20 protein-coding genes are annotated in these 26,763 nt (G+C 74.6%); 2 read left to right on the top strand and 18 right to left on the bottom strand.

Annotated features, from left to right (window positions below):
- Positions 1-33 precede the first annotated feature (33 nt).
- The 13 genes from ACFOVU_RS16450 to nirB all read right to left on the bottom strand — a co-directional run bounded on the left by ACFOVU_RS16450 (position 34) and on the right by nirB (position 16,653).
- Positions 34-1,233, bottom strand: a complete 1,200-nt coding sequence (locus ACFOVU_RS16450) for a site-specific integrase (RefSeq protein ID WP_378534907.1) — start codon at positions 1,231-1,233, stop codon at positions 34-36.
- A gap of 88 nt (positions 1,234-1,321) precedes the next feature.
- Positions 1,322-1,804, bottom strand: coding sequence for a hypothetical protein (locus ACFOVU_RS16445; protein ID WP_378534556.1), 483 nt, complete (start codon positions 1,802-1,804; stop codon positions 1,322-1,324).
- An 83-nt stretch (positions 1,805-1,887) separates the two neighbouring features.
- Entirely contained in the window at positions 1,888-2,202 is a 315-nt protein-coding gene (locus ACFOVU_RS16440; RefSeq protein ID WP_378534554.1) for a hypothetical protein, read from the bottom strand.
- 105 nt (positions 2,203-2,307) lie between these two features.
- Complete coding sequence (locus tag ACFOVU_RS16435; protein ID WP_378534552.1) at positions 2,308-2,937, bottom strand: hypothetical protein; 630 nt, start codon at positions 2,935-2,937, stop codon at positions 2,308-2,310.
- Between the two features lie 109 nt (positions 2,938-3,046).
- On the bottom strand, positions 3,047-6,628 hold the full coding sequence (locus ACFOVU_RS16430; RefSeq protein WP_378534550.1) for a TM0106 family RecB-like putative nuclease: 3,582 nt from the start codon (positions 6,626-6,628) through the stop codon (positions 3,047-3,049).
- A 201-nt stretch (positions 6,629-6,829) separates the two neighbouring features.
- On the bottom strand, positions 6,830-7,510 hold the full coding sequence (locus ACFOVU_RS16425) for a septal ring lytic transglycosylase RlpA family protein (RefSeq protein ID WP_378534548.1): 681 nt from the start codon (positions 7,508-7,510) through the stop codon (positions 6,830-6,832).
- Between the two features lie 360 nt (positions 7,511-7,870).
- Positions 7,871-8,008, bottom strand: a complete 138-nt coding sequence (locus ACFOVU_RS16420) for a hypothetical protein (protein WP_378534546.1) — start codon at positions 8,006-8,008, stop codon at positions 7,871-7,873.
- Between the two features lie 164 nt (positions 8,009-8,172).
- Positions 8,173-9,180, bottom strand: coding sequence for a TauD/TfdA family dioxygenase (locus tag ACFOVU_RS16415; protein WP_378534545.1), 1,008 nt, complete (start codon positions 9,178-9,180; stop codon positions 8,173-8,175).
- 369 nt (positions 9,181-9,549) lie between these two features.
- Positions 9,550-10,770 carry a dual specificity protein phosphatase family protein gene (locus tag ACFOVU_RS16410; RefSeq protein ID WP_378534543.1) on the bottom strand — a complete coding sequence of 407 codons (1,221 nt, stop codon included), beginning with the start codon at positions 10,768-10,770 and terminating at the stop codon, positions 9,550-9,552.
- Positions 10,771-11,332: 562 nt separating this feature from the next.
- On the bottom strand, positions 11,333-12,022 hold the full coding sequence (locus tag ACFOVU_RS16405; protein WP_378534541.1) for a sirohydrochlorin chelatase: 690 nt from the start codon (positions 12,020-12,022) through the stop codon (positions 11,333-11,335).
- A gap of 535 nt (positions 12,023-12,557) precedes the next feature.
- The gene (locus ACFOVU_RS16400; RefSeq protein ID WP_378534539.1) at positions 12,558-13,742 is read right to left on the bottom strand and encodes a uroporphyrinogen-III synthase; all 1,185 of its coding nucleotides are present in this window, start codon (positions 13,740-13,742) and stop codon (positions 12,558-12,560) included.
- The gene (gene nirD / locus ACFOVU_RS16395; protein ID WP_378534905.1) at positions 13,739-14,134 is read right to left on the bottom strand and encodes a nitrite reductase small subunit NirD; all 396 of its coding nucleotides are present in this window, start codon (positions 14,132-14,134) and stop codon (positions 13,739-13,741) included. Before nirD ends, ACFOVU_RS16400 begins: the two co-directional genes overlap by 4 nt.
- Positions 14,131-16,653, bottom strand: a complete 2,523-nt coding sequence (nirB, locus tag ACFOVU_RS16390; protein WP_378534537.1) for a nitrite reductase large subunit NirB — start codon at positions 16,651-16,653, stop codon at positions 14,131-14,133. The genes nirD and nirB overlap by 4 nt, the downstream gene beginning before the upstream one ends.
- A gap of 289 nt (positions 16,654-16,942) precedes the next feature.
- Here nirB and ACFOVU_RS16385 point away from each other — a divergent pair, with 289 nt between their 5' ends.
- Positions 16,943-17,563 (top strand): pyridoxamine 5'-phosphate oxidase family protein, encoded by a 621-nt coding sequence (locus tag ACFOVU_RS16385; protein WP_378534535.1) that lies wholly within the window; start codon positions 16,943-16,945, stop codon positions 17,561-17,563.
- Between the two features lie 91 nt (positions 17,564-17,654).
- Here the strand turns inward: ACFOVU_RS16385 and ACFOVU_RS16380 are convergent, their stop codons facing one another.
- From ACFOVU_RS16380 to ACFOVU_RS16360, 5 genes are all read right to left on the bottom strand, one after another.
- A complete protein-coding gene (locus ACFOVU_RS16380) occupies positions 17,655-17,897 on the bottom strand; it encodes a hypothetical protein (RefSeq protein ID WP_378534533.1) in 243 nt (80 codons plus the stop codon).
- Between the two features lie 146 nt (positions 17,898-18,043).
- Positions 18,044-19,477 (bottom strand): FAD-dependent oxidoreductase, encoded by a 1,434-nt coding sequence (locus ACFOVU_RS16375; protein WP_378534531.1) that lies wholly within the window; start codon positions 19,475-19,477, stop codon positions 18,044-18,046.
- A complete protein-coding gene (locus ACFOVU_RS16370) occupies positions 19,474-21,609 on the bottom strand; it encodes a molybdopterin oxidoreductase family protein (protein ID WP_378534530.1) in 2,136 nt (711 codons plus the stop codon). Before ACFOVU_RS16370 ends, ACFOVU_RS16375 begins: the two co-directional genes overlap by 4 nt.
- The gene (locus tag ACFOVU_RS16365; RefSeq protein ID WP_378534528.1) at positions 21,606-22,994 is read right to left on the bottom strand and encodes an MFS transporter; all 1,389 of its coding nucleotides are present in this window, start codon (positions 22,992-22,994) and stop codon (positions 21,606-21,608) included. The genes ACFOVU_RS16370 and ACFOVU_RS16365 overlap by 4 nt, the downstream gene beginning before the upstream one ends.
- Before the next feature lie 152 nt (positions 22,995-23,146).
- Positions 23,147-24,040 carry an SDR family NAD(P)-dependent oxidoreductase gene (locus tag ACFOVU_RS16360; protein WP_378534526.1) on the bottom strand — a complete coding sequence of 298 codons (894 nt, stop codon included), beginning with the start codon at positions 24,038-24,040 and terminating at the stop codon, positions 23,147-23,149.
- 458 nt (positions 24,041-24,498) lie between these two features.
- On the opposite strand from ACFOVU_RS16360, the gene ACFOVU_RS16355 reads away from it, so the two are divergent.
- Complete coding sequence (locus ACFOVU_RS16355) at positions 24,499-26,757, top strand: APC family permease (protein ID WP_378534524.1); 2,259 nt, start codon at positions 24,499-24,501, stop codon at positions 26,755-26,757.
- Positions 26,758-26,763: the final 6 nt, after the last annotated feature.

Below are 26,763 nucleotides of genomic sequence, written 5' to 3'. Positions count from 1 at the left end.
GGCTCCGCGGTCATCGCCGCGCCGGGGGCGGCCTCACAGCCCGAGGCGGGTGACCGCGTTGTCGTCCAGGGGGTCGGCGGTGCGGATGTAGCCGTGGACGGTGCGGGGGTTGGTCCAGCGCCCCTGGCGCATGATCTCGCGGTCGGCCGCGCCGCCCAGGGCCGCCTGGGTGGCGAAGCCCGAGCGCAGGGAGTGGCCGCTGTAGGCGTCGGCGTCCAGGCCGGCGCGCTCGGCGTAGCGCTTGACGAGGTCGGCGACCGCGCGCCCGGTCATGGGGCGGTCGGCGATACGGCCGTGCCGGTCGATGGGCGGGAACAGCGGGCGTCCGGTGCCGTCGGCCGGGCCGGTCCCGGTGTAGGTGTGGCAGCGGTGGGCGGGCGCCGCCTCTGGGGCGGGCTCGGCCTCCAGGAAGGCGCGCACGGCGGGGGCGCCGCCGTCGTGGTGGATCTGGAGCAGGTCGGCCCAGTCGGCGAACGCGCACACCGGGCAGGTCTGCGCCCGGCGCCCCCGGGGCAGCGCGACCTGCTGGGCGTGGCGCGCCTCCTGGTCGGTCTTTGTCGCGCCCAGACCGACGATGAGCAGCGGGTCGCCGCTGCGGGGGTCGGTGTCCACGGTGACGTCGTCGAGGCTGAGGGCGGCGAGCTCGCTGCGGCGCAGCGCCCCGGCGAAGCCGGTGAGCAGCAGCAGGGCGTCGCGGCGGCGGGCGGCCCCGGTGGGGTGGCCGTGGGCGGGGCGCTCCTCCAGCAGCGCCTCCAGTGTGGCCAGTACCACCGGGCGCTTGCGCTGGGGGCGGGCGCGGCGGCGCCGGCGGATGCCGCGCAGGGTCATGCGCACCACGTCGGCGCGGGTGGGCGAGGCCAGGCCGTGGGCGCCGTGGACGGCGGCGATGGCGGCGGCCTTGCGCTCCAGGGTGGAGGGGGACAGGGCCCAGCGTGCGGGGTCGCCCTCGCGCAGGGTGTCGGCGGCGGCGGCGAGGTAGACGGCGACGTCGACGGGGTCGGCGGGCAGGGAGCGGCGGCCCTCGGCCAGGCACCAGGCGCCGAAGGCGACCCAGTCGGAGCGGTAGGCGCGCAGGGTGTTGGGCGACTGGGCGGAGGCGAGGTAGCGCCCCAGGGCGGCGGCCTGCTCGTCGTCGAACCGGCGGCGCACGTCCTCCAGGGCGCGGGTGTCGACCAGGACGCCGTGGGCGCCTTCGGCCAGCCGGTCGCGCACCTCGGCGGGCACGATCTCCATCACATCGGCGTCATCGCTCACAGTGGACCATGATGGCGCATTGCGGTACCGGGGCGGCGGGCGCAGCGCCGGAGGCGAGCGGGGCGCTCTAGCCGAAGAAGGAGCCGCGCAGCGCCGCGGCGATCTCGCCGGGCGGGGCGATGGTGAACAGCAGGGCCCCGGAGCCGGCCAGCACCACGCCGAAGAGGATCGCGGCGATGCGGCGGCGCAGCACCGCGGCGGCCACGGTCCCGGCCAGCGGGACCACCAGCGCGCACACCAGCAGCGCGAGCAGGTAGGAGCCGGTGACGCGCAGGGAGCTGGCGGAGGCCTCCTCCTGGCCCAGCAGCGCGAAGCCTTCGGCGAGGTAGAGGAGGAAGAACAGCGGGGAGCCCAGGGCCCAGACGAGCGTGAGCGCGATCCACACCACGACCGGCCAGCGCCGGCGGTCGTCGAGGACGACCGGGGTGCGGCTGACCGTGCGCCCGCCGGGGGCGGGGGCGGGCGGGTGGTCGGCGGCCCCCGCTGCGGGCCCTCCGGCCGCCGGTGCGGCGGCCTTGGGCTTGCGGGGGTTCTTCTTCTTGGGAGACACGGGTCCTCCGGGTCGGCGGCGCTGCGGCCCTGGTCGCGGGCCGCCCGTCCGCACACCCTAGGGGGTGCGGAGCGGTGCCCGGTTCACCCGGCGGCGAGGAGGTGGATGACGACGACGTAGACGACGGGCCAGCCCACGGTGGCCAGCGACCACAGGGCGGCCCGGCGGTCGCCGGCGACGGTGGTGATGGCGGCGGCCAGCAGCGGCAGGCCCACCGACGCGCCGAAGCCCAGGGTGAACCATTCGGCGGCGGATCCGGTGTCGGAGGAGATCGCCTGGGCGTAGCCGATCGGCCCCAGGACCAGGGAGGCGGCGCAGAGCAGCGCGGCGGTCACCCGCACCCCTCGGGGGTGGCGGGTGTTGCGCCGGGTGTCGTCTCCGTTCTCAATCGGCGTCAACGGGGAACGCACCTTCTCCCAACGGTGTAGTAGGCCGCCGCGGGCGCGGCTCGGGTGGGCGGTGGTCGGTGATCGGGGGGAACGGGCACGGTGCCGGAGGGTCCTTCAGTCGGGTCGGTCGGTGCTGCGGAGCAGGTCGTGCTCCTGGAGGAAGTCGGCGACCTCGTCGGCGAGGCGGTCGACGCCGCGCCCGGCGACGTCGAGCTCCAGGACGGGCAGCCGGCTGCGGGAGGCGACCTCGCGCAGGTCGGACTGCTCGTTGACGAAGACGTCGAGGTCGTCGTACTGGGTGGGGTTGCCGGAGATCTTGAGGCGGTCCTCGCGGGCGGCGGGGAAGGTGGAGTCGGCGCGGGTGCACAGCACGACGGCGAACCCGATCGGCCGGAGGCGCTCCTCCAGCCACGCGAAGTCGTGCGCCTGGCGGCCCAGCCGCGCCTGGGTCACCTGCGTGGAGAAATGGAACCGGTCCACGATCCACGAATAGTACCGCTGGAGCTCGAACATCCGCACCCAGGTGCGGTAGGCCTCAAGTGCCGCGGCCTCTTCGGCATCGCCGTAGTCGAGCAGGCTCCGGCCCCACGCCCGGTTGGTGAAGCCGCTCCATTCGCCGGAGATGAGCGGCGAGTGGTAGCGGTACTTGCGCGGCCCGACCACCCGGGGGTGTTCGTTGAGCGCGAAGGCCAGGTCGGTCTTCTTGGTCAGGCGCGTGCCCTCGAGGATCACTTTCGGGCACAAGGGGGGAGTGTCGGGGTCGACGGATGCCATGACGACCATCCAACTCCCCGCGCGCCCGTTGATCAAGAGGAACGCGGCGCCGATGCCTGGTGGCGCGCGGCACGCCGGCTCAGGCGGGCGCCCTCCAGGGGCGGGCCCGGGCGCACAGGCCGGCGAAGCCGGCCAGGACCCGCAGCTCGGCCACGCTGCGCGGCGCGGCGGTGACCAGGTGCGGGGAGTAGACCAGGGCGGCGACGACCTGGGCGCGGGAGAGCGCCACGTTGAGCCGGTTGCGGGAGAGCACGAAGTCCAGGCCGCGGGCGGCCTCGGCGGCGCTGGAGACGGTCATCGAGCAGATGACCGCGGGCGCCTCCTGGCCCTGGAAGCGGTCGACGGTGCCCACGCGCACCTCGCCGAGCCCGGCGTCCTCCAGGGCGCGGCGCAGCGCGCGGACCTGGAGGTTGTAGGGGGCGACGACGAGGATGTCCTCGCCGGTGATCTCGCGCTCGGCGCTGGCGCCGGGTTCGCGGAAGGCGCGGCCGATGAGGCGGGTGGCGGTGTCGACCACCGCCGCGACCTCCTCGGGGCTGTGGGTGCTGCGGCCGGTGTGCTCGACGGGCAGGCGGTAGAGGCCGGCGTCGACGCCGCTCATGGACCGCTCGGCGGCGCTGGGGTGGGCGTGCAGCAGGCCGCGGTAGGACAGCAGCGACACCGGCTCGCACACGGCGGGGTGCATGCGGCGGGTCATGTCCAGGAAGTAGCCGCGCGAGGGGTCGATGATCTCGTCGTCGCCGGCGAGGTGCTCCAGGGCGGAGGCGGCGGCCCCGGCGCCGTGGGTGCCCTGGACGACCTGCGGGAGCTGCTGGGGGTCGCCCAGCAGCACGAGGTCGCGGGTGGCGGCGGAGACGGCGAGGGTGTCGGCGAGGGCGAACTGGCCGGCCTCGTCGATGATGAGGACGTCGACGGGGTCGGCGCGGAAGGCCTCGTTGGCGAAATTCCAGGCGGTGCCGCCGACGAGGTGGCCGCCTTCACGGCCGGCCCGCCAGGCGGCGAGCTCCTTGGGGCTCTTGGGCTGGTCCCAGCCGGCCTTGGGGTCGGGCTTCTTGGCGTTCGCGGGGCGCTTGGCGCAGGGCAGCTCCACCCCGGCGATCCGGGCCCGCTGCACGGCCGCGGCCAGCACGTTCTCGACGGCCTTGTGGCTGGTGGAGCAGACGCCGACGCTGCGGCCCTGGGCGACGAGGTGGGTGATGAGCTGGGCGGCCAGGTAGGTCTTTCCGGCGCCGGGCGGGCCCTGGACGGCGAGGTAGGAGGAGTCCAGGCGGTCCACGGCCTCGATGACGGTGGCCACGAGGTCGCCGCCGTGGGCGGCGGGGTCGGGCAGGCCGGCGGCGCCGCGGGTGCGGGGCGGGGTGCGGCGCAGCACGTCCACGCCGGGCAGGGGCGGCAGGTCGGGCAGGGCGTCGATGACCTGCTCGGCCAGGGACCACAGGGCCTCGTCCTTGGGTGCCGAGCGCACGGGCGCGCCGGGCAGGACGGCGGCGGGGGCGCGGGCGTAGGTCTCGCCGGGGGCGCCGAGTTCGACGACGGTGACCTTGTCGGCGGAGGCGTCCAGGACGGTGGCGTCGACGGCCTCGGACAGCTGTCCCGGGGGGCCGGGGTAGAGCAGGCGCACGGAGTCGCCGGTGCTGAAGGGGTGGGGGCGGGAGCGGTCGGCGCGCAGTTCGAGTTCGCGGCGGGACTTCTTCTGGCGGCCGGTGGGCTCCTGCCAGTCGCCGCGCAGGATGCGTGTGGGCACCAGGCAGTCGTTGTCGGCCTCCAGCTCCTCCATGGGGGCCGACAGGCGGCGGAAGTAGTCCCACCAGGAGGGGTTCTCCTCGCGCCGGTAGTAGCCGGCGAGGGCGGCGAGGAGGGCCTGGGCGTCCTCGCCGGGGGTGCGCCGGGCGGGGTCGGTGTCGACGCCGGCGAGGAGGGGGTCGGTCAGGGCGCGCAGCCGCGCCTCCTTCTCCTCCTTGAGGCGGCGGCGTTCGGCGGCGCGCTCGTCGGCGTCGTCGGCGGTGAGTTCGCCCTGGCCCAGGGGGCGGGCGGTGATCCCGTTGCCGTCGCGCAGGCCTTCGAGCCAGTCGCGCAGGCGGGCGGTGGAGACGCAGTCGTCGCGGTTGTAGTCGGCGATGGAGGACAGCACCTTGGCGGCGCGCTCGGTGTCGCCGGACTCGGCGGCGGCGAGGTACTCGGCGTAGGCGTCGATGCTGGAGGTGGCGGTGGTGACGGCGCCGGAGCGTCCGGCGGGCAGGTAGAGGGGTTCGAGGTACTTGATGGAGTAGGAGCGCTGGGAGACCCGCAGGCTCTTCTTGACGACCGTGAACAGGTCGACGAGGCGGCGGTGGCGCAGGAGGTCGTCGACCTCGGTCTCGCGGGTGCCGAAGGCGGCGGCCAGCAGCTTGAGGCGGTCGACCTCGTAGGAGGCGTAGTGGTAGACGTGGGTGCCGGGGTCGGCGTCCAGGCGCGCGGTGACGAAGTCGACGAAGTCCTCGAAGGCGCGCTTCTCCTGGGCGCGGTCGTGGGCCCAGAACGCGTGGAACTCCTCCCCCGCGCCGGCGCCGGGGGCGGCGGGGTCGTCCTCGGTGACGGCGCCGAACAGGTACTCCAGGCCGCGGCCGTCGGCGCCGTCGAAGTAGGGGAAGCCCTCCATGTCGAAGAAGACGTCGCCGGGGGCGGGTTCGGGCAGGGCGGCCAGGCCCTCGTCGGAGTAGACCTCGGCGATGACGGTGCCCTGGGGGTTGTGCTCGGTGCGGGTGGCGTCCTGGCGGACCTGGAGGGCGGCCTGGTCGCGCAGCCGGGCGAAGGAGTGGCGCGGCAGGAGGTCGGGGCGGTCGTCCTCGGCGGCGCCGGCCAGGGCGTCGATGGTGGTGATGCCGGCGTCGGCGAGTTTGCGCGCCTGGTCGGTGCGGATCCCGGCGACCAGGGAGAGGTGGCGGGCGGCGGAGCGGCCTTCGGCGCACAGCGCGGCATACCCGCATCCCTCGCAGGCCGAGCAGGGCTCGCCCCACAGCGGGGTGGGCAGCTCGGCGGGCCCGTGCAGGCGCGCGAGGAGGCGCTCGCGCACGGTGGCGAGGATGGGCAGGAACTCGGCGACGCGGTGGGCGTGGGTGCGGCGGTCGCCGGTGAGCAGGTACATGTGCTCGGGTTCGCCGGGACCGCGGCGGCCCAGTGCTTCGGCGTAGGCGGTGAGCTGGAGGACGGCGGCGGGGCCGGGGTGGCGGGCGAGCTTGGTGTCCCAGGGCTCGTAGCGGCCGTCGCCGGGGCGGCGGGCGCCGGTGGCGGGGTCGACCGCGGTGCTGATGAGGAAGTCGGCGCGGCCGTGGAAGGCGATGCCCTCGGTGATGGGGTCGTAGAAGCAGCCCTGGTAGACGACGGGGGCGCCGGCGCGCATGGCCTCGGCGGTGGCGTGGGCGGCCGCGCGCATGGCGGCGTGGGTGGGTTCGGGGTTGTCGATAATGACGACGCCGTCGCCGAAGAGGGCGCGCAGGCGGTCGAGTTCGGCGCGTTCGTGGGCCTCGCCGTGCTGGGCGACCAGGGGGTCGATGTCGCCGGGCGCGGGGGCGCCGGGGAGGCTGTCGGCCAGGGCCGTCTTGAGCGCGCTGCGGTGGTCGCACTGCATCACGTCGACGAGGTCGGTGGGTGAGATGACCCGCCCCGACTCGTTGCGGAACACGCGTCCCTCCCTTCCCCGTGGTCGGTCTGGGGGCATTGTGCCACGGGGTGCACACACGTTCGCGTGTCCTGCGGGGGCGCGGCGTGTGAGGGGGTGGAAGGCGGGGAAAAGGCCACGCCCGGCTCCCCGGGAGAGGGGTCCGGGGAGTCGGGCGCGGCGTAGGGGGGCGGGGTGGATCTCGGCGGCCCAGGGGCCGGCGGATCAGCTCACGACCTGCCACTCGACGTCGACGACGCCCTGGTCGGCGGAGGCGATCTTCTCGAAGGACGCGGTGGACAGGTCCAGGCAGCGGCCGTCGACATAGGGGCCGCGGTCGTTGATGCGGACCGTGACCGACTCGCCGTTGGCGGGGTTGGTGACCTCGACCATGGTGTCCATGGGCAGCGTCTTGTGGGCGGCGGTCATGGCGCTGGGGTCGAAGGTCTCGCCGCTGGCGGTGGGCTGGGGCTCGCTGTACATCGACGCCTCGCAGGCGCCGCCCTCACCGGTGGGCGAGAGGGCGGTGTCCTCGGGGGCCGACGCATCGCCGGAATCGGAGGAGGTGTCCGCGGGCTCCTCCTGTTCCTGCTCCTCGGCGGCCGAGCCGGACAGCGGGCGCTGGGCGTCGCCGACGGCGGCTTCGCGGTCGTCGCGGGCCTGCCGGCGCTGGTCGTCGCCGGGTGCGGGCGCGGGTTCGGCGGGCGCGGCGGTGCGGGCCTCGGGCAGTGAGGGAAGCGCGGCGTCCACGGCGGCGGCCGGGGGTCCTGCGGCGCCGCTGAGGGCGGCGGCACCGGCGGTGCCGCCGGCGATGAGAACGGTGCCGGCGGCCGCGGTGACGATGATCAGGCGCTTGCTCCGGAGCCGGTCGCGCAGGGGGGCCTGGGAGGTCCGGTGGTTGCCCACGACGTGAGGTCCTTTGAACGGGGACAGGTGGTGCCGCTGCGCGGACCGCGGGGCGGGTCCGCTCGGCGGTGCCGGTCACCCGGGGCACGGGGTGGGGCGTCGGCGCGCCGGGGGCGCGCGGGTCGGGTGCCGGCACAGGCCGGAGGTGTATCTGCGGAGGTCAGAACGGGTATTCGCCGTCCAGCCCGACCCGACCGAGGGTACGCATCACGTCCGGGTCACGTGAACCCGGGGCGAACATTTTGTGGAACTTGTCACTCCTTTGACCGACAGTGTGCATGCGTCGGCGAACGGTGCGTGACGGCGCCGGCGGCACAGCGCGGTCGCCCCGGGGGCCTCCGCCGGATGGTGAACGCGCTCTCAGGCGGCGTCCCGCAGACGGGCCGGGGGCTCCTCCGCCGGAGGGTTATCGCCGTCATCCGGGCTCTCAGGGGCCTGCACGTCGCCGTCGGGCTCTTCTTCGAGCGGGCGCATCTTCGCCGCTGCACGGTTCGTCATCCGGGCTCCTTTCGTCCGTCCCCACTCTGGGAGGGCCGCCCCGTGCGGAGCAAGGTCCGGATGCGGCCACCGCCACCGGGAACCACCCGCCGATCGTGAAAGGAGCGGCAGGGGCCTCGGGGCCGCGAACGGGCACGGCGCGGCGCAGCGGCCGACCGGTCCGCTCACAGCGCCCGCGTCCGCGCGCCGGCCGCCCGCCTCGCGCCGGGCGGTGGGCCGCCGGCGACGCTCATCCGCTTCAGCCAGCGGTCCGTCCCGTCGAACCGTGGCTCGAAGGCGCGCCGACCGTGCACGGCACGGTAGTTGTCCACGATCAGCACGTCGCCCTCGCCGACCACCACGTCGCGCTGGGCGCGGCCGAGCTCGCCGACGATCGCGGCCAGGGCCTCGGCGGCCTCGTCATCGCCCGGCAGCGGAGTCGTGTAGGGCGCGTCGATTCGCAGGTGGGGAGTGTCGGGATCGCCGAAGAGGAGGGCGACCGGCTCCGGATTCTCATCCATCTCGTGCGCTCGCCGGAGCATCGCGCTCTCGGGGGCGAACTCGGCGAGTTGGCGCAGATGCTCCGGGTCCGGGCGGATCAGGAAGCGCCGCTCGCCGAGCACGGCCCGGCCGCGCTCCGTCAACCGCACGTCGTGGACGCAGCCGAGGGTGGTCGGCACCCGGTCGGGGTTCCTGATCCCGAGGAGCATCAGATAGCGGCACCGGTCCGGGTGGAAGCCGTCCTCGGTGTGCCATTCCAGGGCGACCGAGCCATGACCGCTCTGCGCCTCCCGATCGCTCTCGACCGGGACCAGGTTCTGTACCATCCGGCCCCGCTGGATGGTCGGCCACGAGAAGGGCTCGCCCAAACAGGCCGCCAAGAGCGCGAGTTGTGCCTCCTCCGTGTCCTGGCGGCCGTCGTCGAGGGCTTCCTGCCAGGAGAGCGGGGTGGATCCGCACCGATCGGGGTCGACGCGCACTCCCGAGATCCGCAGCGCGCACACCGATGAGGATGCGTGAAGCGCATTCAAAGCCGTGCGAATCGATTCCGGCACCCGATGGAGATGCTCTTCCAGCCCCTCGTAGAACTCATGCCCGGCGGGAGAGCCCTGGGCGGCCAGCGCAGCCCGGGCCGCCGCGCGCAGTCCATCGGCCTCCTCGGCCGGCAACGAGTATCCTGAAACGACGCCCATTCCGGAAACCCCCGTGGTCGCTTAAGCGATAACCGTATCCGCGAAGAATCGTGCGGGAAATACTCAGCGCGGTGAAACGCATCAATCCCCGGCGATAGGTTTTCCTGGTGAGCCCGGATGATGCGGACACCCGTAATCAACGACATCCGCGCACCGTTCTTCGAATCACCCCTAAGGGCGCCACCGAATCCGGCTGCCCGCGCGATCGACGGATCGTTATCCTGCATTCGTAATAAAATGAGGTCGTTCGGCGGTATTCGTCCCGGCAGAAGTCACCTCATGGGCAACTCAGACGTTTTCGCGACATCTGCATCAAAAGGGATTCAGCCCGGATCTGCGCCCGCCTTCCCGATGGCGCGCGGGCGCGGCTCACGGGGGCGGGAGGGGGCGCAGCGGGGGCGGGCCCTCCGGGAAGATGTCGTGCAGCGGGTCGGGCAGGTGCACGCCGTTGAGGGCGGCGGTGGCCTGGGCCAGCTCGGGGGTCTTGAGGTGGCCGCCCACCGCGCGCACGATCCGCCGCAGCGCCTCTACCACCGGGACGCCGCAGGCCTGGGCGGCGTAGTGGGCGGCGACCGCCGGGGTGCGCGACTGCCCGGCGGCGCAGTGCAGGAGCACCCGCTTGCCCTCGGCGCGCAGGGCCGCCACCGCGCCGGCCGCCTCGTCGAGCACGAAGTGCAGGTTGGGGTTGACCTGCTCGCGGTCGTGGAGCCACACCTCCACACGGTCGCGCGCGGGGATGCGGGCGGGGGCGTCGGTGGGGCTGATGCGGTTGAGGCTGACGACCGCGTCGACGTCGCCTCCGGTGCGCAGGTGGGCGAGGTTGCCCAGGACGACGCCGGGGTCGTAGGGGTGGGGGGTGTGGAAGTCGGTGCGGATGTAGACGGAGGCGCCCGTATGGTAGGCCTCTCCCTCGGGCCAGGTGGCGGGGTCGCTGCCGCGCGCCAGGACCACCCCCCGGGTGACCAGCGCCCGGGGGGACACGGTGTCGGCCAGCCGCCGCTGGGCCTCCAGCGGCACCCCGGATACACCCCAGCGCGCCCCGGCGAGCGCCCCCGCGCACATCGCGGCGGCGTCCCCGCCCGCGGCCGAGGCGTTCCACACGGCCTCGACGAGCTGCGAGCAGGGGAAGACCCGTCCGGCGGGGTCGAGCCCGGGGACGGGGGTGGACACCACGGCCCGCCAGGCGGCGCCCATGGGGGACTCCGCGGGCACGGCACCGTCGACGGCCGTGACCGTCCCCGTGGCGACCGTGCGGCGCAGCGCCGCGGCCCACGCCCGCCCGGTGGCGCCATTCCCGGATGCGCCGGAGGTGCCACTCCCGGGTGCGCCGGTGGGGTGTCCATGCCCCGTGCCGCCGTCGGCGCGGGGGCCGTCGAGGTCGCGCAGGGCGGCGGCCAGCACGCGGCCCAGGCGGGCCGCTGCGGTATCGGATCCGGCGGGCTCGGCCAGCTCTTCGGCCATCGCCGGTGGGGCGCCGACGATACACGCCGCAGCGGCGGCGCCCACCCAGGCCCCGGCGGCACGGTCGTACCTGGGGTCGTCGCGGTCCCACGTCGGTGCGGCTGACCTGGTCGTTTCGGGGGCGTTCATCGGGCACCTCCGAGGAGACCCCCGGCATCGGCCGGGGAAGGGACGGGACCAGGGGGCCGGGCGTCGGCCGGTGGACGGGCGGAAAACCTCAAAGGTGCACTCCGAGCTGGCGGTTCGGCGTTGTCAGGGACCCCCGCGGCGAGTCGCGTGAGCCCCCTTCCCCGGGACGGGGCGAACGGCGGACTCCCCCATCGGGATCGACCGCCGGTCCCTGTGGTATGCCCTCTAGAGAGGCTGTATCCCTCCCATTTTCCGGTTCCGGCCACCTCCGCACCGAACCCGCACGCCCCACACGTCCCCCGAGCGCCCACAGGACCCCCCACACCACGGTGTCCGCCCCCCCGGTGGCGCGCCGCGGGCTCACCCCCGATCATCCGGACAGCAACGACGGCGGCGATCCGACACGCGGGCACCGCGGACGGCGGAGGGGGACGGCCGGGGCCCCGTGCGAACGGACACGGCACACACCGCGCTCTGCCCCTGGATCGAACCGCGCGGCCCATCGACGTCCCCGGTGACAGCCGGAAGCACCGATCGCCGGTGCTCGGCCGCGGCCGCACGGTCAGGTGGCGGCGGTGGTGAGGGCGGCGGCGTGGTAGCGGGCGGCGACGGCGGCGACGACTCCGTCGTCGGGGCACAGAGGGGCGGCGACCAGGTCGGCTCCGGCCTGGGCGAGGCGCCGGTGGAACAGGCCCGGGGCCAGGAGCCAGGAGGCGATCGCGACCCGCTGGCCCGGGTGGCGGCGGGCGCGGGCGACCGCGTCGGGGACGGACGGCGTGGCGGTGGTGATGTAGCCCGCCGGCACCCGGGTGCCCAGGACGCGGCCCAGGCGTCCGGCCGCGTCGGCGACCTGGTCGAGGGCGCCGGAATCGGAGGACCCGGCGGCGGCCAGGACGACGGCGTCACCGGGGCGCCACCCGGCCTGGTGCAGCCGGTGTGCGGCCGCGGCGATGAGCAGGTCGTCGCCGCCCAGGGCGGAGGTCAGCAGAGCATCGGCGCGGCCGGCCCGCTCCAGCTGGGCGGGGATGTCCACGCCGACGTGGTAGCCGGCGGCCAGGAAGGCCGGCACCACGACGATGGGGCCGTCGATGGCCGCCGCGGCTTCGCCGACATCGGGGCCGCGCACGTCGGCGAAGCCCAGGCGCACGGGCGCCCCGGTGCGGTGGGCGACCCGGCGGGCGAGCGCCCGGGCAGCGGCGGTGCCGCGCGGGTCGCGTGTGCCGTGGACGGCCAGCAGCAGGGTGGGCGTCATCTCATCCCCCTCATGAATACTCCGCGCCTCGGTGCGGAGAGGTGCCGCTTCGCGGGCCCGGCGTCGGCGAGCCGGATGGAGCGGCCGTGCGTGTGTCGGACGGGTGGTCGGCGGCGAAGCGGACCGCCCGCGGCGCGGTCCGGGACGAACCCGCCTCGTTCCGAAGGCGGCGGCCTCGGTGGATCGCCTCCGGGCAGGAGCCTTCCGGACTCGTCCGGGCGGCGCCGGAGCCCTTCCCGGGTGGGAGGGGCTCGTCACGGCGGGGCCGGTTCCCGCGCTGCCCGCGGTGCGGGCCGGAAGGAACCCCCGGCTCGTTCCGACGGCAGGGCCTCGACGGACCGCCTCCGGGCGAAGCGCTCCGGACTCCGCCGGGCGAGGCCGGAACCCTCCCCGGGTGGGAGGGCGGTCACAGCGGGGCCGGATCCCGGGCTCCCGGTGTCCCCGGGCACCGCCCCGGCGGGTTCCGCCGAGCCGTCCCGGGGCTCGGCCGGGGCCCCGGGCGGGTGCCTGCCCGGCCGGAGCCGGCCGGGCGGGGTCACAGGTCCGCCGGCTCGTCGTCCGGCGGGCAGTCGCCGTTGTCGAGGGCCAGCCGGTAGCCGCGCTTGACGACCGTCTGGATGATCTTGGGGTCGCCCAAGGCCGTGCGCAGCCGCGCCACCGCGGTCTCCACTGCGTGGGCGTCGGCGTCGCCGCCCAGGCAGGCGAGCAGGTCGGCGCGGTCGCGCACCTGCCCGGGGCGGCGGGCCAGCTCGCGCAGCACGCGCATGAGCGCCGGGGACACCGGGCGGACCACGCCGTCGAGCAGCACCGCCTGGCCCCGCAGGCGCATCCGGTGCCCGGCGACGGGCAGGGTGGGGAAACGCTCGGGCAGCTCCTCCGACAGCCGCTTGACCAGGGCGCCGATGCGGGCGCGCGTCGGCCACACGGTCGGGATGTCCAGGTTCATCAGCGGGCCCGCGGTCACCGGCCCCACGCACATGGCGACCACGTCGCCGCTCAGCGCCGCCACCAGGCCCTCGCGCACGCCGGTGACCCGGGCGCGCTCCAGCAGCCCCGCGGCTGCTGGAGCGCTGGTGAAGGTGACCGCGTCGACGCCGCCGCCGATCACGGTGTCGATGAGCCGGTCCAGCGCGGCGACGTCCTCGGGCGCGGTCCACCGGTAGACGGGGACCTCGACCACGTCGGCGCCGGCCATGCGCAGGGCGGCGGTGAAGTCGGGCAGCGGCTCGCCGTGGAGCTGGACCGCCACCCGCAGCCCCTCGACCCCCGCGGCCAGCAGGTGGTCGAGGACCTCGGCGGAGGACTCCGAGGGCGGCGACCACTCCTCGTTGAGCCCGGCGGCGCGGATCGCGCCCTTGGCCTTGGGCCCGCGCGCCATGAGCCGCGCGCCCTGGAGCGAGGCCAGCAGGGGTTCGGCCAGCCCCCACGTCTCGCAGGCCTCCACCCAGCCGCGGAAGCCGATGCCGGTGGTGGCCACGACGATGTCGGCGGGGCGGGCGATGAGGTCGCGCGAGACCGACGCCAGGCGCTGGTCGTCGCTGAGCGGGACGATGCGCAGCGCCGGCGCGCAGGTCACCGCCGCGCCCTTGCGGCGCAGGAGCGCGGCCAGCTCGTCGGCGCGGCGGGCGGCGGTGACGGCCACGGTGAACCCGGCCAGCGGCGCCACGGTGCCGACGGGCCCTGCGGTGCGTGCGGCGGGGACGGCGGCGGCGGGGGTCATGCCGATGTCTCGTCGGCTTCGACGCGGACCTCGGCGGCGCCGTCGCTCAGCCGCGCCGCGTAGGTGGGCAGGCGCACGGCCGGGTCGTCCAGGCAGGCACCGGTGCGCAGCGAGAACACCTGCTTGAGCATGGGCGAGGCGACCGTGGGCTCGCCGCCGCGGTCGCCGACGATCCCGCGGGACATGACAGCCGCGCCGCTGAAGGGGTCGATGTTGCCGACGGCGTGCAGGGCGCCGTCGTGGGTGCGGAACAGCGCGACCTGGCCGCCGTCGGGCAGCAGGACGGCGACGCCTCGTTCGGGGGTGAGCCGGTCCGCGGGGCAGGCGGTGATCCAGCCGGTGGAGCCGGTGGAGGCGGCGCGGGGTGGCAGCGTGCGTACGGTCACGGTCAGACCTCCAGGGTGTCGGGCCGTCGGACGGGCAGTCCGAGGGCGACGGGGCCGGCCGGGACCGGCTGATCGCGTTCGACCTCGAAGCTGATGGTGGGGTCGGGCGCCTCGGGGGCGTTGGCGAACGACACGAACCGGGCGAGCTTGTGGGGGTCCTCCAAGACGCCGCGCCACTCGTCGCTGTAGTCGGCGACGTGGCGCTCCATGGCGGCCTCCAGCTCGGCGGCGATGCCCAGGGAGTCGTCGACGATGACGGCGCGCAGGTGATCCAGGCCGCCGTCCATCGCCTCGATCCAGGGGGCGGTGCGCTGGAGCCGGTCGGCGGTGCGGACGTAGAACATCAGGAACCGGTCGATGTAGCGGATCAGCGTGGGCCCGTCGAGGTCGGAGGCGAGCAGGCGCGCGTGGCGCGGGGTGAACCCGCCGTTGCCGCCGACGTAGAGGTTCCAGCCGGTTTCGGTGGCGATGACCCCGAAGTCCTTGCCGCGGGCCTCGGCGCACTCGCGGGCGCACCCCGACACCCCCGCTTTGAGCTTGTGCGGGGAGCGCAGGCCGCGGTAGCGCAGCTCCAGCTCGATCGCCATCCCCACCGAGTCCTGCACGCCGTAGCGGCACCAGGTGGTGCCCACGCACGACTTCACGGTGCGCAGCGCCTTGCCGTAGGCGTGGCCGGACTCGAAGCCGGCGTCGACCAGCCGCCCCCAGATCGCGGGCAGCTGCTCGACGCGGGCGCCGAACAGGTCGATGCGCTGCCCGCCCGTGATCTTGGTGTAGAGGCCGAAGTCGCGGGCGACCTCGCCGATGACGATCAGCTTCTCGGGGGTGACCTCGCCGCCGGGGATCCGGGGCACCACCGAGTAGGTGCCGTTGCGCTGGATGTTGGCGAGGAAGTGGTCGTTGGTGTCCTGGAGGGCGGCCTGCTCGCCGTCGAGGATGTGGCCGCCGCCCAGGGAGGCCAGGATGGAGGCGACCGCGGGCTTGCAGATGTCGCAGCCGCGCCCGGTGCCGTGGCGGGCGATGAGGTCGGAGAACGTGGCGATGCCGGTGGCGAGCACGATCTCGACGAGCTCGGCGCGGGAGTGGGCGAAGTGCTCGCACAGCGCCGTCGACTGCTCGACCCCGGCCTCGGCCAGCAGCGTCTTGAGCATCGGCACGCACGAACCGCAGCTCGTGCCGGCGCGGGTGCAGGACTTCACGGCGGGGACGTCGTCGGCGCCGTCGCCGATGGCGTCGAGGATGGCGCCCTTGGTGACGGCGTTGCACGAGCAGATCTGGGCGTCGGCGGGCAGCGCTCCGACCCCGATTCCTCCCCCGCCCTCGCCGCGGGCGGGGGCGATGAGGTCGAGCGGGTCGCCGGGCAGCTCGCGGCCGACCAGCGGGCGCAGCCCGGCGTAGGCGGTGGCGTCACCGACCAGGACGCCGCCCAGCAGGGTGGTGGCGTCGTCGGAGACGACGAGCTTGGCGTAGCGGCGGCCGGGGGCGTCGTTGACGACGACTTCCAGCGCGCCCTCGGCGGTGGCGGCGGCGTCGCCGAAGCTGGCGACGTCCACGCCGAGGAGCTTGAGCTTGGTGGAGGTGTCGGCGCCGGTGAACTCGGCGTCGCCGCCGGCCAGGCGGTCGGCGACGACCTCGGCCATGGCGTTTCCGGGGGCGACCAGGCCGTAGACGGTGCCGTCGGTGCTGGCGCACTCGCCGATGGCGTGGATGTAGGGGTCGCTGGTGCGGCAGGCGGTGTCGACGGCGACCCCGCCGCGGGGACCCAGCTCCAGCCCGGCGGCGCGGGCGAGCTCGTCGCGGGGGCGCACGCCGACGGAGAACACGACGATGCCGGCGTCGATGTGGTGGTCGTCGCCGAGGCGGACGCGCAGGGCGCCGGGGGTGTCGCCGGGTTCGATGGCGGTGAGGCCGGCCTCGGTGTGCACGGTCACGCCGGTCTCGTCGATGAGGCGGCCCAGCAGCGCGCCACCGCCTTCGTCGACCTGGCGGGGCATGAGCCAGGGGGCCATCTCCACGACGTGGGGGCGCAGGCCCAGCAGGCGCAGGGCGTTGGCGGCCTCCAGGCCGAGCAGTCCGCCGCCGATCACGACGCCCGTTCCGGTGGTTCCCGCGGCGGTGGCGGTGATGGCGTCCAGGTCGTCGATGGTGCGGTAGACGTGGCAGCCGGCGAGGTCGCGGCCGGGCACGGGCGGCACGAAGGGGGTCGACCCGGTGGCCAGGACGAGGGTGTCGTAGCCCAGGACGGCGCCGCTGGCGGTGGTGACGGTGCGGGCGTCGCGGTCGATGGCGGTCGCGGTCTCGCCCAGGCGCAGGTCCACGTGGGGGTGGGTGCCGAGGTCGGGCAGGCTGAGGTCGTCGGCGGTCGCGCCGTCGAAGTAGGAGGACAGGGCCACCCGGTCATAGGCGGGGCGGGGTTCCTCGCCGAGAACGGTGATGTGCCAGGCGCCCGCACCGTCGCGGGCGCGCACCGCTTCGACGAGGCGGTGGCCCACCATGCCGTTTCCGATGACGACGAGCTGTCTCATACCTCGTGCTCCTCCTCGCTGCCCTTCCGATGCCGCGGCGGGACGGGCACTGGTACGGCGGCCTATGTGGGGTCCAGGCAACCCGGGGGGTGTTTCCACTCCGTCAGCCGCACATGAAGCCGGTGTTTCGTTGTGCTGTCACCGCAGGTGAGAAGCGCGTGAAACGCTCCAGCCAGCGGGAAGACGGGCGGATGGGCCTCGTCGCCGCTGGGGTGGAGGGGGTGGCGCCGGTCACGAGGCGCCCGGAAACGGCTATGGCGCGAACGGGACCGCGTGGGAGACTTCGGGCATGGGCAAGATCTATGAATCGATCGACTCCGGGCTCGCCGGATTCCTCCTCGCCCAGCCGGTGTTCTTCGTCGGGACTGCGCCCTTGGACGGCGGAGGGCACATCAACGTGTCGCCCAAAGGCATGGCGGGGACGTTCGCCGTGGTCGACGGTTCCACGGTGGCCTACCTCGACTACACGGGGTCGGGCACCGAGACCATCGCCCACCTGCGGGAGAACGGCCGGATCGTGCTGATGTTCTGCGCCTTCGACGGCCCGCCGAAGATCGTCCGCCTCCACGGCCGCGGCCGGGTCGTCTTGTCCACCGACGACACGTTCGCGGGACTGCGCGCGCTGTTCCCCAAGGAGCGGACAGTGGGTCAGCGGTCGGTCATCGTGGTGGACGTGGAGCGGATCGCGGACTCCTGCGGCTTCTCGGTCCCGCTGATGGACCTCAAGGGCGACCGCGACCTCCTCGACCGCCAACACGAACGCAAGGGCGAGGCCAGCTTTCCCGGTTACTGGTGCACCCGCAATGCGGAGAGCATCGACGGGCTGCCGGGGATGCCCGTGCTCGCGGGGACGCCCACGCCGGCCACCGCCAACGACCGGCCGGCGCAGGAAGCACCGCACGGTTCGTAGCCGGCCGCCGCCGTCGCCCGGCCCATCACGCCACGCATCGGCCCAGAGCGTGTCCCCGGCCGTCCACGCCGTTGCGCGGCCGGCGGAGCGGTCAGCGACCCTCGCGCGCTTCGCGTTCCCGGGCGGCCCTGGCCGCGGCCCTGGCCCCCCGGCGGCGCAGCTCGGCGCGGTGCAGCCATTCGTAGACCACGTCATAACCGGCCATGCCGACCGCCACCAGGCCCAGGATGCCCGCGATCACCCCGACCGGCACCAGGTCCAGCACCACGCAGAGCACGGATACGACCAGGAGCCCCGCACCGATCCCGAGGCTCCATCTCCCCAAGCCGCTCACGTCACCACCGACTTTCAGGGGCAGCGCACGCGGCCCGTTCGTCCCGACTCACCGGAGTGTAGACGTCACCGGACGCGGGCCGGTGCCCGGCCTCGGCGGCGGCCACCACGCGCTCCGGTGCCCTCCCGCGCAGGGACGGCATCGGGTCACGGCACCTTCGCAGGGGTGGTCGACGCCCACTGTGACAGCAGGGCGTCGACGTCCCGCGTGCACCCCCCGCACCCCGTCGTCGCACGGGTGGTACCGGCGATGGCCTCCCGGGTGCGGTTGCCGTCCAGCCACGCCGATTCGATGGTGCTGCGGGCGACCGCGTTGCAGCGGCAGATCAGCGGGTCGGCCGCCTCCGGGGTCGTCTCGGCATCTGCCTGGGGCTGGCCCATCAGCAGGGCCAGGCGGTCGTCGGGGACGGGGGCGTCGCCGTCGTAGATCTGGGCGATGGCCGACGCCGAGTCGGGGAACCCGAGCAGGACCGCGCCCGCGATCCTCCCCTCGCGCACCGACAGCTTGGCGTAGCGGCCCCCGTGGGGGTCGGCGATGGTGACGGTCTCGGCGGACTCCTCCGCGTCGGCCTCGCCGAGGGCGGTGAGGTCGATGCCCTCCGCTTTGAGCCGGGTGACCGGCCGGGCGCCGTGGTAGCGGGCGCCCACATTGGTCCCCGTGAGCAGGTCAGCAAGGATCGCGGCCTGTTCCCACCCGGGCTGGACCAGCCCGGCGCCGCCGCCGGTGTGCTGGGCGCAGTCGCCGATGGCGTGCACGCGCGGGTCGCCGCTGGTGAGGCGGTCGTCCACGAGGACCCCGCGGTCGACGGGGATACCGGCGCCTTCGGCGAGCCCGGTCTCGGCGCGCACCCCGGCGGTGACGACGAGGGCGTCACCGGCCAGCACTCGCCCGTCGTCCAGCTCCAGGCCGGTTCCGGGGATCCAGCGGGCGGCCACGCGCCAGGAGTGCACCTCGACCCCGATGGCCGCGTAGCGGCGGGCGAGGATCTCGGCGGCCGGGCGGTCGATCTGGCGGCGCATGATCCACGGCGAGGATTCCACGAGTGACACGCGCGCCCCTCGCTCCACCAGCGCCCGTGCCGCTTCCAGGCCGAGCACCCCGCCGCCCAGCACGACGACCGGGGCCCCGGGCCGGGTCAGCGCGAGGACGCGGCGGGTGTCGGCCATGTCGCGCAGGGCGCTGACGCCTTCGGCGGGGGCGCCGTCGGGTGCGGTGACGCCGTCGAGCGGGGGCAGGGCGGCGCGGGCGCCGGTGGCCAGGACGAGTTCGTCGTAGTGCAGTGCGGTGCCGTCGTCGAGGGTGACGCGGCGCGCGGCGGTGTCCAGGTGGGTGGCGGCGGTGCCGGTGCGCAGGGTGACGGCGGGGCCGTCGGGGAAGGGCAGCCGGATGTCGTCGGGGGCGTGGGTGCCGGCGACGAGCCCGGGCAGCAGGACCCGGTTGTAGGCGGGGTCCGTCTCGGCCCCGGCCACGGTGAGCCGGACGCGCTCGCCTGCGGGGTCGCGGCGGGCGACCTCGTCGGCGAAGCGGGAGCCGACCATCCCGTTGCCGATCAGCACGACGTGGCGGGGCGCGGGGTTCACGCTGTACCTCCGGGTCCGGGGCGGGCGGGGACGTCCGGTTCCGAGCGGACGGCTCCTGCCTGGCGATCGAGGCCGTCCGGTTCGAGGCGGACGGCGCTGACCTTGAATTCGGGCATGCGGCTGGTGGGGTCGAGCGCGGGGTTGGTGATGTTGTTGGCGGCGTGCTCGCCGCCGTAGTGGAAGGGCAGGAAGACGGTGTCGCGGCGGGCGTCGGCGCGGTGGCGGACGCGGGCGCGGGTGGTGCCGCGGCGCGAGGTGACCAGCGCCGGGTCGCCGTGGGCCAGGCCGGCGCGGGCGGCGGTGTCGGGGTGGACCTCGACGTAGGCCTCGGGTTCGGCCGCGGCGAGTTCGGGGATGCGCCGGGTCTGGGCGCCGGACTGGTAGTGGCCCATGAGCCGCCCGGTGGTGGCGATGAGGGGGTAGGCGGCGTCGGTGGGCTCGGCCGGGGGCCGGTGGGCGACGGGGGCGAAGCGGGCACGGCCGTCGGGGTGGGCGAAGGCGTCAAGGAAGAGCCGCGGGGTGGGCGCTGCCCCGGCGGGGACGGGCCAGTGCAGCTCCTCGCCGGCGGCCAGCCGCTCGTCGGTGACCCCGGAGTAGTCGGCGGCGCCGCCGGCGGAGGCGGCGCGCAGCTCGGCCAGGACCGCGCCGGGGTCGGTGGGGAAGCGGTCGGCGGGCTGGCCCAGGCGCACGGCGAGATCGCCGATGAGCCGCAGGTCGGTGCGGACGCCCTCGGGCGGGGCGGCCGCGGCGCGGCGGCGCAGGACGCGCCCTTCGAGGTTGGTCATGGTGCCGTCCTCTTCGGCCCACTGGGTGACCGGAAAGACGACGTCGGCCATGCGCGCGGTTTCGGACATCACGAAGTCGGCCACGACCAGCAGGTCCAGGGCGGCGAGCCGGTTTCGGACACGGCCGGAGTCGGGCGCCGAAACGGCGGGGTTGGAGCCGAAGAGCAGCATCGCGCGGGGCCCGCCCTCAGTCCCCAGGGCGTCGAGGAGTTCGTAGGCGCTGCGGCCGGGGCCGGGCAGGTCGCCGGGGTCGATCCCCCACACCCCGGCGACGTGGGCGCGGGCGCGCGGGTCGTCGATCTTGCGGTAGCCGGGGAGCTGGTCGGCCTTTTGGCCGTGCTCGCGCCCGCCCTGGCCGTTGCCCTGGCCGGTGATGCACCCGTAGCCGGAGCCGTTGCGCCCGGGCAGGCCCAGGGCGAGGGCGAGGTTGATCCAGGCGCCGGCGGTGTCGGTGCCGGTGGCGTGCTGCTCGGCGCCGCGGCCGGTGAGGACGTAGGCGCGGGCGGCGGTGGCCAGCAGGCGGGCGGCCTCCCGGATCCGCCCGGCGGGCACCCCGGTGACGTGCTCGGTCTGCTCGGGCCACCAGGCGGCGGCCTGCCGCCAGGCGTCGTCGAAGCCGGTGGTGCGGGCGTCGATGTAGGCGTGGTCGAGCAGCCCTTGGGCGCGGGCGGCGTGCAGCAGGCCCAGTGCCAGGGGGATGTCGGTGCCGGGGCGGGGCGCCAGGTGCAGGCCGCCGTTGGCCAGGGCCTGTTCGGCGGTGGCCGAGCGGCGCGGGTCGACGACGACGAGGCGCGGGGCGTTGAGGTGGCCCATCATCGGCGGCATGGTCTCGGCGGGGTTGGCGCCGGCGAGCAGGACGACGTCGGCGCCGCCGAGGTCGGTCAGCGGGAAGGGCAGCCCGCGGTCCAGGCCGAAGGCGCGCATCCCGGCCGCGGCGGCCGAGGACATGCAGAACCGGCCGTTGTAGTCGATCTGGGAGGTGCCCAGGGCGACGCGGGCGAACTTGCCGAGCAGGTAGCTCTTTTCGTTGGTGAGGCCCCCGCTGCCGAAGACGGCGACGGAGTCGGGCCCGTGGCCGGCGCGCAGCTCGTGCAGGCGGCCGGCCACGTGGTCCAGGGCGGTGTCCCAGTCGACCTCGGTGAAGCCGGTGTCGCGCCCAGTGCGCATCAGGGGTGTGGTGATGCGGTCGGGCGCGGCGAGCAGCTCCGCGGAGGTCCAGCCCTTGCGGCACAGCCCGCCGCGGTTGGTCGGGAAGGCGGCGGGCCGCGCCGCCAGTGCGCCGTCGGCACCCGGTTCGAGGTGCATGGCGCACTGGAGGGCGCAGTAGGGGCAGTGGGTTCTGGTCATCGCGTGGTGGCGGCCGGGGCGGCGGGTGCGGTGGTGGCGGTGGCGGTCGCGGGCCGGCGCATGTAGACGGCGTAGGTGACGGCCATGCACACCAGGTAGAAGACGAGGAAGGCCGCGTAGGCGGGGGTGGCGCCGCCGAAGCTCTCGAAGGACTGGCGGAAGACGAGGTTGATCGCCACGCCGCCGAGCGCGCCCACGGCGCCGACCAGGCCCAGGACCGCCCCGGCGACGCGCTTGAAGTGGGCGGTGGCCTCGGCGGCCGCGGTGCCGGCATCGGCCATGTCGGCGGCGCGGGCGGCGTAGATCGCGGGGATCATCTTGTAGGTCGACCCGTTGCCGACCCCGGTGAGCAGGAACAGGGCGATGAACCCGGTGGTGAACAGGGCCAGGGAGTTCTGGGTGGAGGCGAGGATGATGACGCCGGTGCCGGCGGCCATCGCGGCGAAGTTCCACAGGGTCACCTTGGCGCCGCCGAGCCGGTCGGCGAGCAGGCCGCCCACGGGGCGCACCAGCGAGCCCAGCAGCGGGCCGATGAAGGTGACGGCCGCGGCCTCCAGGGGGGTGCGGTCGAACTGGTTCTGGAGGAGCAGCCCGAAGGCGAAGCCGAATCCGATGAAGGAGCCGAAGGTGCCGATGTAGAGGAACGACATGATCCAGAAGTCGCGGTCGCGCGCCGCGGCGAGCTGCGCCCCGATGTCGGCGCGGGCCCCGGACAGGTTGTCCATGTGCCGCCAGGACACCCAGCAGGCGGCCGCGAGCAGGGGGATGTAGAGCGCGGCGAGCACGTGCCCGTAGGACACGCCCAGCACCGCGATGACCCCCAGGCCGACCAGCTGCACCACGGGGACCCCGATGTTGCCGCCCCCGGCGTTGAGGCCCAGCGCCCAGCCCTTGCTGCGCTCGGGGAAGAACGCGTTGATGTTGGACATGGAGGAGGAGAAGTTGCCGCCGCCCAGGCCCGCCGTCGCGGCGAGGACCACGAACACCGCGAAGGGCGTTTCGGGGCGCTGAATGAGCAGGATCGCCAGGCCGGTGGGGATGAGCAGGGCGGCCACCGACACCAGGGTCCAGTTGCGGCCGCCGAACTTGGGGACGGCGAGGGTGTAGGGCACCCGCAGGACGGCGCCGACCAGGGTCACCACCGACACGAGCAGGAACTTCTGCGCGGGGGTGTAGTCGAACCCGGTCTCGGGGGTCATGAACAGGGTGAGCACCGACCAGATGGTCCAGATGGAGAAGCCCAGGTGCTCGGCGAAGATCGACGCCCACAGGTTGCGGTTGGCGATCCGGCGCCCCGAGCGCTCCCAGAAGGTCGGGTCCTCGGGGTCCCACTGGCTGATCCAGCGCCCGGTGGTGCGGTGCGGTGTCGCGGTTGGGGAGGTCACGGCCCGGCCTTCCTCATCGACGTGGGGTCGGTGACGACGTTAGGAAGCCGGGGTTTCGGTGGCGTGTCGTGCCGTAACACCCACGCAACGGACCCCTCACGTCCCCCTGCGACCTGCGGAGAGATCGCGCCGGAGGGGTGGGCGGCGCGGGCTCACAGGCCGGTGGGCAGGCCGGTGAGGCGGGCGCTGTGCTCCCAGAGCCGGTCGCAGCGGGCGGGGTCGGTGGTGTGTGCGGCGGTGGGGACGGCCGTGCGCTTGACATAGAAGCGGCCGGTGGCACCTTCGACGTCGGCGGAGGAGGCCAGCCACGCCGGGGTGTCGGCGCCGGTGTCGGGTCCGGGCCTGCGGCCCAGGTTGCCGAGCAGTGTCTGGAAGAGCCACAGCGCGCCGCGGGAGTCGCGGCCCAGTTCGGTGTCCTTGATGATGCCCGGGTGGGCGCCGTTGACGGTGATGCCGGTGATACCGGCGTCGGTGAGCCGGCGGGCGAGGCCGTAGACGAACATCGCGTTCATGTTCTTCGTCTGGCCGTAGGCGAGGAACGGACGGAAGCTCGGGACGGGGCCGAGGCGCTGGCGGGCGAAGCCGAGGTCGTCCAGGTCGACGGGCAGGCGGGTCAGCACCCCCGGGTCGGCCCCCACCACGACGAAGCGCGCCGTGCGGCCCTCCAAGGGGCGGACCAGAGAGCGCAGGAGCAGGTAGGGGGCGAGGTGGTTGGCGGCCAGCGTCCGCTGGATGCCTTCGGGCGTCGTCTCGGTGATCGGGGCCATGAGCGCGGCGTTGGAGACCACGACTTCGGGCAGCGGCCCGCGGACCAGGAGGTCGGCGAGGGCGCGAACGTCGGCCATGAGGGCGAGGTCGGCGCGCTCGGTGCGCACCTGGGCGGCGGGGACGGCGGCGAGGATGCGCCGCCGGGCCGCGGCCAGGCGCTCATCGCTGCGCCCGACGAGGACGACGGGGCGGTCTTCGGCGGCGAGGCGCCGGGCGATGGCCTCGCCGATGCCTGCGGTGGATCCGGTGACGACGGCGGGGCGTGCGGTGTCGGCCATGGTGGGTTGCCTTCCTGCGGGGTGGGGGGAGGTGCGGCGGAGCGGGCTCCGGCCGTGGCCGGCCGGGCGCGCTGTGGCCCGCGAGCCGGCTATCCGGGAACGCGCGCGGTGCCGCCCGCGAGTCCGGTTGACGTCGTCAACATAACCACGCCAAGTTGACGACGTCAACCTGCTTTCGCGTTGACCGTGCCCATCGCCCGACCGGACCGCCGAAGCATGGACGTCGGCGCCGCCGCACCCGCCCGACCCCCGGCCGATCACACACCGTCACGGAAACGGCTGGGCGCAGGAGCCGCGGGCACGCGGAGAGGACGACCGCGGAAGGACCCCGGCCTCCCATCCCCCGCCCCAGTCCACCCCCGGACCGGCCACGTCGGCCGACCAAGAACCGACACGCATCCGCGGTTCCTCCGCGCCGGTCCGCTCGCGACGGCGCCCCATGGGTGACACTGGGTGACATGTCCGATACGACGCGATCCCCGGGTGGGGGCGAGAGTGAGCGGACGTCCGGCCCTCCGGGGCCCTCCGCCGCGCTGCCCGCTCTCGACCCGGACCAGCTCCGGGTGCTCGGCAGCCTGGGGCAGGAGTGGGGGCGGGTGTCGGGCGATCCCGGCGTGTGGCGCCGCGCGCTGCCCGTCGACCCCGATCTCGGCAGCTTCCCCGCCCGCCACGAGCTCCGGCCGGCCCCCATCGTCCGCCTGGTCAGCGTCACCGGCCTCGGCGGCACCCAGCACGAGGCCGAAGCGGCCGAGGAGGCCGACGTGCCTCCGACCCGGATGGGCCGGGCGGGCTATCGCCTACGGCGGGTCCTGCTGGGCGCACCCCTGAAGAACACCGCGCTCATACACGAACGGATGCGCAAGCTGGTCGCGCTGCCGGTGCTCTCCGCCGACATCCTCTCCTCGGTCGCCTACGCGCCCGAGGCCATGCTGGCCGTCCTCATCCTCGGCGGCGCCGCCGGGCTGGCCTTCACGGTGCCGATCGCCGCGGCCATCGTGTTCATGATGGTCGCCGTGGCGGTGTCCTACCGCCAGACGATCCGCGCCTACCCCCACGGCGGCGGCTCCTACATCGTCGCGAGCGAGAACCTGGGGCGCAGGCCCGGGCTCGTGGCGGCGGCGGGCCTGATGACCGACTACATCCTCACCGTCGCCGTGTCGGTCGCCGCCGGGGTCGCGGCGATCACCTCGGCCATCCCTGCTCTGGCCCCCGCCACCGTCCCGATGGGCGTCGCCGTCATCGCGATCCTGCTCGCCGGCAACCTGCGCGGGATCCGCCAGGCCGGGGTCCTCTTCGCCGCTCCGACCTACGCGTTCATCGCCGCCATGTTCGCGCTCATCATCGTCGGCCTCATCCAGGGCCCCGGGGGGTCGGCCCACCCGCCGCCGCCCTCCCCGCACGCGCAGGCCGCGCAGGGGGTGGGGGTGCTGCTGGTGATGCGCGCCTTCGCCTCCGGATCCACGGCGATGACCGGCATGGAGGCGATCTCCAACGCGGTCCCGGCGTTCAAGTCCCCCGAGTGGCGCAACGCCCGCACGACGCTGACGTGGATGGTCGGCATCCTCGTCGCGCTCTTCGCGGGGCTGATCGCACTGATCCAGCTGACGGGTGTCGTCCCCGGCGCCGCCCACGCCTCCGGCAGCGGCCACGAGACGGTGCTGTCGCAGCTGGCTCGGCTCACCTTCGGCACCGGCTGGATGTACGTCTTCACGCAGGCGGCCACGGCGGCGGTCCTGCTCCTCGCGGCCAACACCGCCTACAACGACTTCCCCCGCGTGCTGTCGCTGATGGCGCGCGACAACCACGCGCCGCGGGTCTTCCTGCGGCTGGGCGACCGCCTGGCGTTCAGCAACGGGATCATCCTGCTCTCGGTCGTGGCCGCCGTCATCTTCGCGGCGTTCGGCGGCGTGACCACGTCCCTGATCCCCCTGTACGCGGTCGGCGTCTTCCTCGCGTTCACGCTGTCGCAGTCGGGGATGGTGGTGCACTGGTGGCGGCTGCGCGGCGCGCACTGGCGCAAGAGCCTGGCGTTCAACGCCGTCGGCGCCTCACTGTCGGCGATCGTGCTGCTCACCGCCGGGATCGCCAAGTTCACCGAAGGCGCGTGGGTGGCGGTGTTCATCGTCGGGCTGCAAGTCGTGCTGGCGCTGCGGGTCCGGCGCCACTACGACTCCGTCGGCGCCGCGCTGCGGCTGCACCCCCACGCGATGGAGCTGCCCCGGCGCACCATCTGCTCGCCCAGCACCCGCGACGCGCTGGCCCGCATCGAGGAGGACAACCACCGGACGGTGGAGGAGAACGAGGAGATGCCCTCGGAGATCCACCACCTGTCGGTCGTGCCGATCGAGACCGTCGACCTGGCCAGCATGCGGGCCCTGGCCTACGCCGCCTCGCTCCAGCAGCCGGTGCTGGCCCTGCACCTGAGCCCCAGCGAGGAGGAGGCCGAGCGCTTCCGCGGGTACTGGACGCAGTGGGGCGACCACCTGCCGCTGGAGGTGGTGGTCTCGCCCTACCGCGCCATGGTCGCGCCGCTGGTCAACTACATCGAGGCCCTGCACCGCCAGCGCCGCGACCTCACGATCACGGTCATCATCCCCGAGGTCATCGCCCGCCACTGGTGGCACAACCTCCTCCACGACCGCCTCGCCGCCCGCCTACGCCGCGCCCTCCACCACCTGCCCAAGATCGTCATCACCACGGTGCCGTTCCACGTGTAGCAGGTC

Source organism: Nocardiopsis sediminis, assembly GCF_042650565.1.
Taxonomy (GTDB): domain Bacteria; phylum Actinomycetota; class Actinomycetes; order Streptosporangiales; family Streptosporangiaceae; genus Nocardiopsis_B; species Nocardiopsis_B sediminis.
The sequence above is the reverse complement of the archived record's forward strand: the minus strand, read 5'-3'. Positions and strand labels throughout refer to the sequence as shown.

What these genes read in the sequence shown, in the direction of transcription:
- ACFOVU_RS16450 (WP_378534907.1), bottom strand. Translation starts at nt 1,233, where the DNA reads ATGGAGATCGTGCCCGCCGAGGTGCGCGACCGGCTGGCCGAAGGCGCC.
- ACFOVU_RS16420 (WP_378534546.1), bottom strand. Translation starts at nt 8,008, where the DNA reads ATGACGAACCGTGCAGCGGCGAAGATGCGCCCGCTCGAAGAAGAGCCC.
- ACFOVU_RS16415 (WP_378534545.1), bottom strand. Translation starts at nt 9,180, where the DNA reads ATGGGCGTCGTTTCAGGATACTCGTTGCCGGCCGAGGAGGCCGATGGA.
- ACFOVU_RS16410 (WP_378534543.1), bottom strand. Translation starts at nt 10,770, where the DNA reads ATGAACGCCCCCGAAACGACCAGGTCAGCCGCACCGACGTGGGACCGC.
- ACFOVU_RS16405 (WP_378534541.1), bottom strand. Translation starts at nt 12,022, where the DNA reads ATGACGCCCACCCTGCTGCTGGCCGTCCACGGCACACGCGACCCGCGC.
- ACFOVU_RS16400 (WP_378534539.1), bottom strand. Translation starts at nt 13,742, where the DNA reads ATGACCCCCGCCGCCGCCGTCCCCGCCGCACGCACCGCAGGGCCCGTC.
- nirB (WP_378534537.1), bottom strand. Translation starts at nt 16,653, where the DNA reads ATGAGACAGCTCGTCGTCATCGGAAACGGCATGGTGGGCCACCGCCTC.
- ACFOVU_RS16385 (WP_378534535.1), top strand. Translation starts at nt 16,943, where the DNA reads ATGGGCAAGATCTATGAATCGATCGACTCCGGGCTCGCCGGATTCCTC.
- ACFOVU_RS16370 (WP_378534530.1), bottom strand. Translation starts at nt 21,609, where the DNA reads ATGACCAGAACCCACTGCCCCTACTGCGCCCTCCAGTGCGCCATGCAC.
- ACFOVU_RS16360 (WP_378534526.1), bottom strand. Translation starts at nt 24,040, where the DNA reads ATGGCCGACACCGCACGCCCCGCCGTCGTCACCGGATCCACCGCAGGC.
- ACFOVU_RS16355 (WP_378534524.1), top strand. Translation starts at nt 24,499, where the DNA reads ATGTCCGATACGACGCGATCCCCGGGTGGGGGCGAGAGTGAGCGGACG.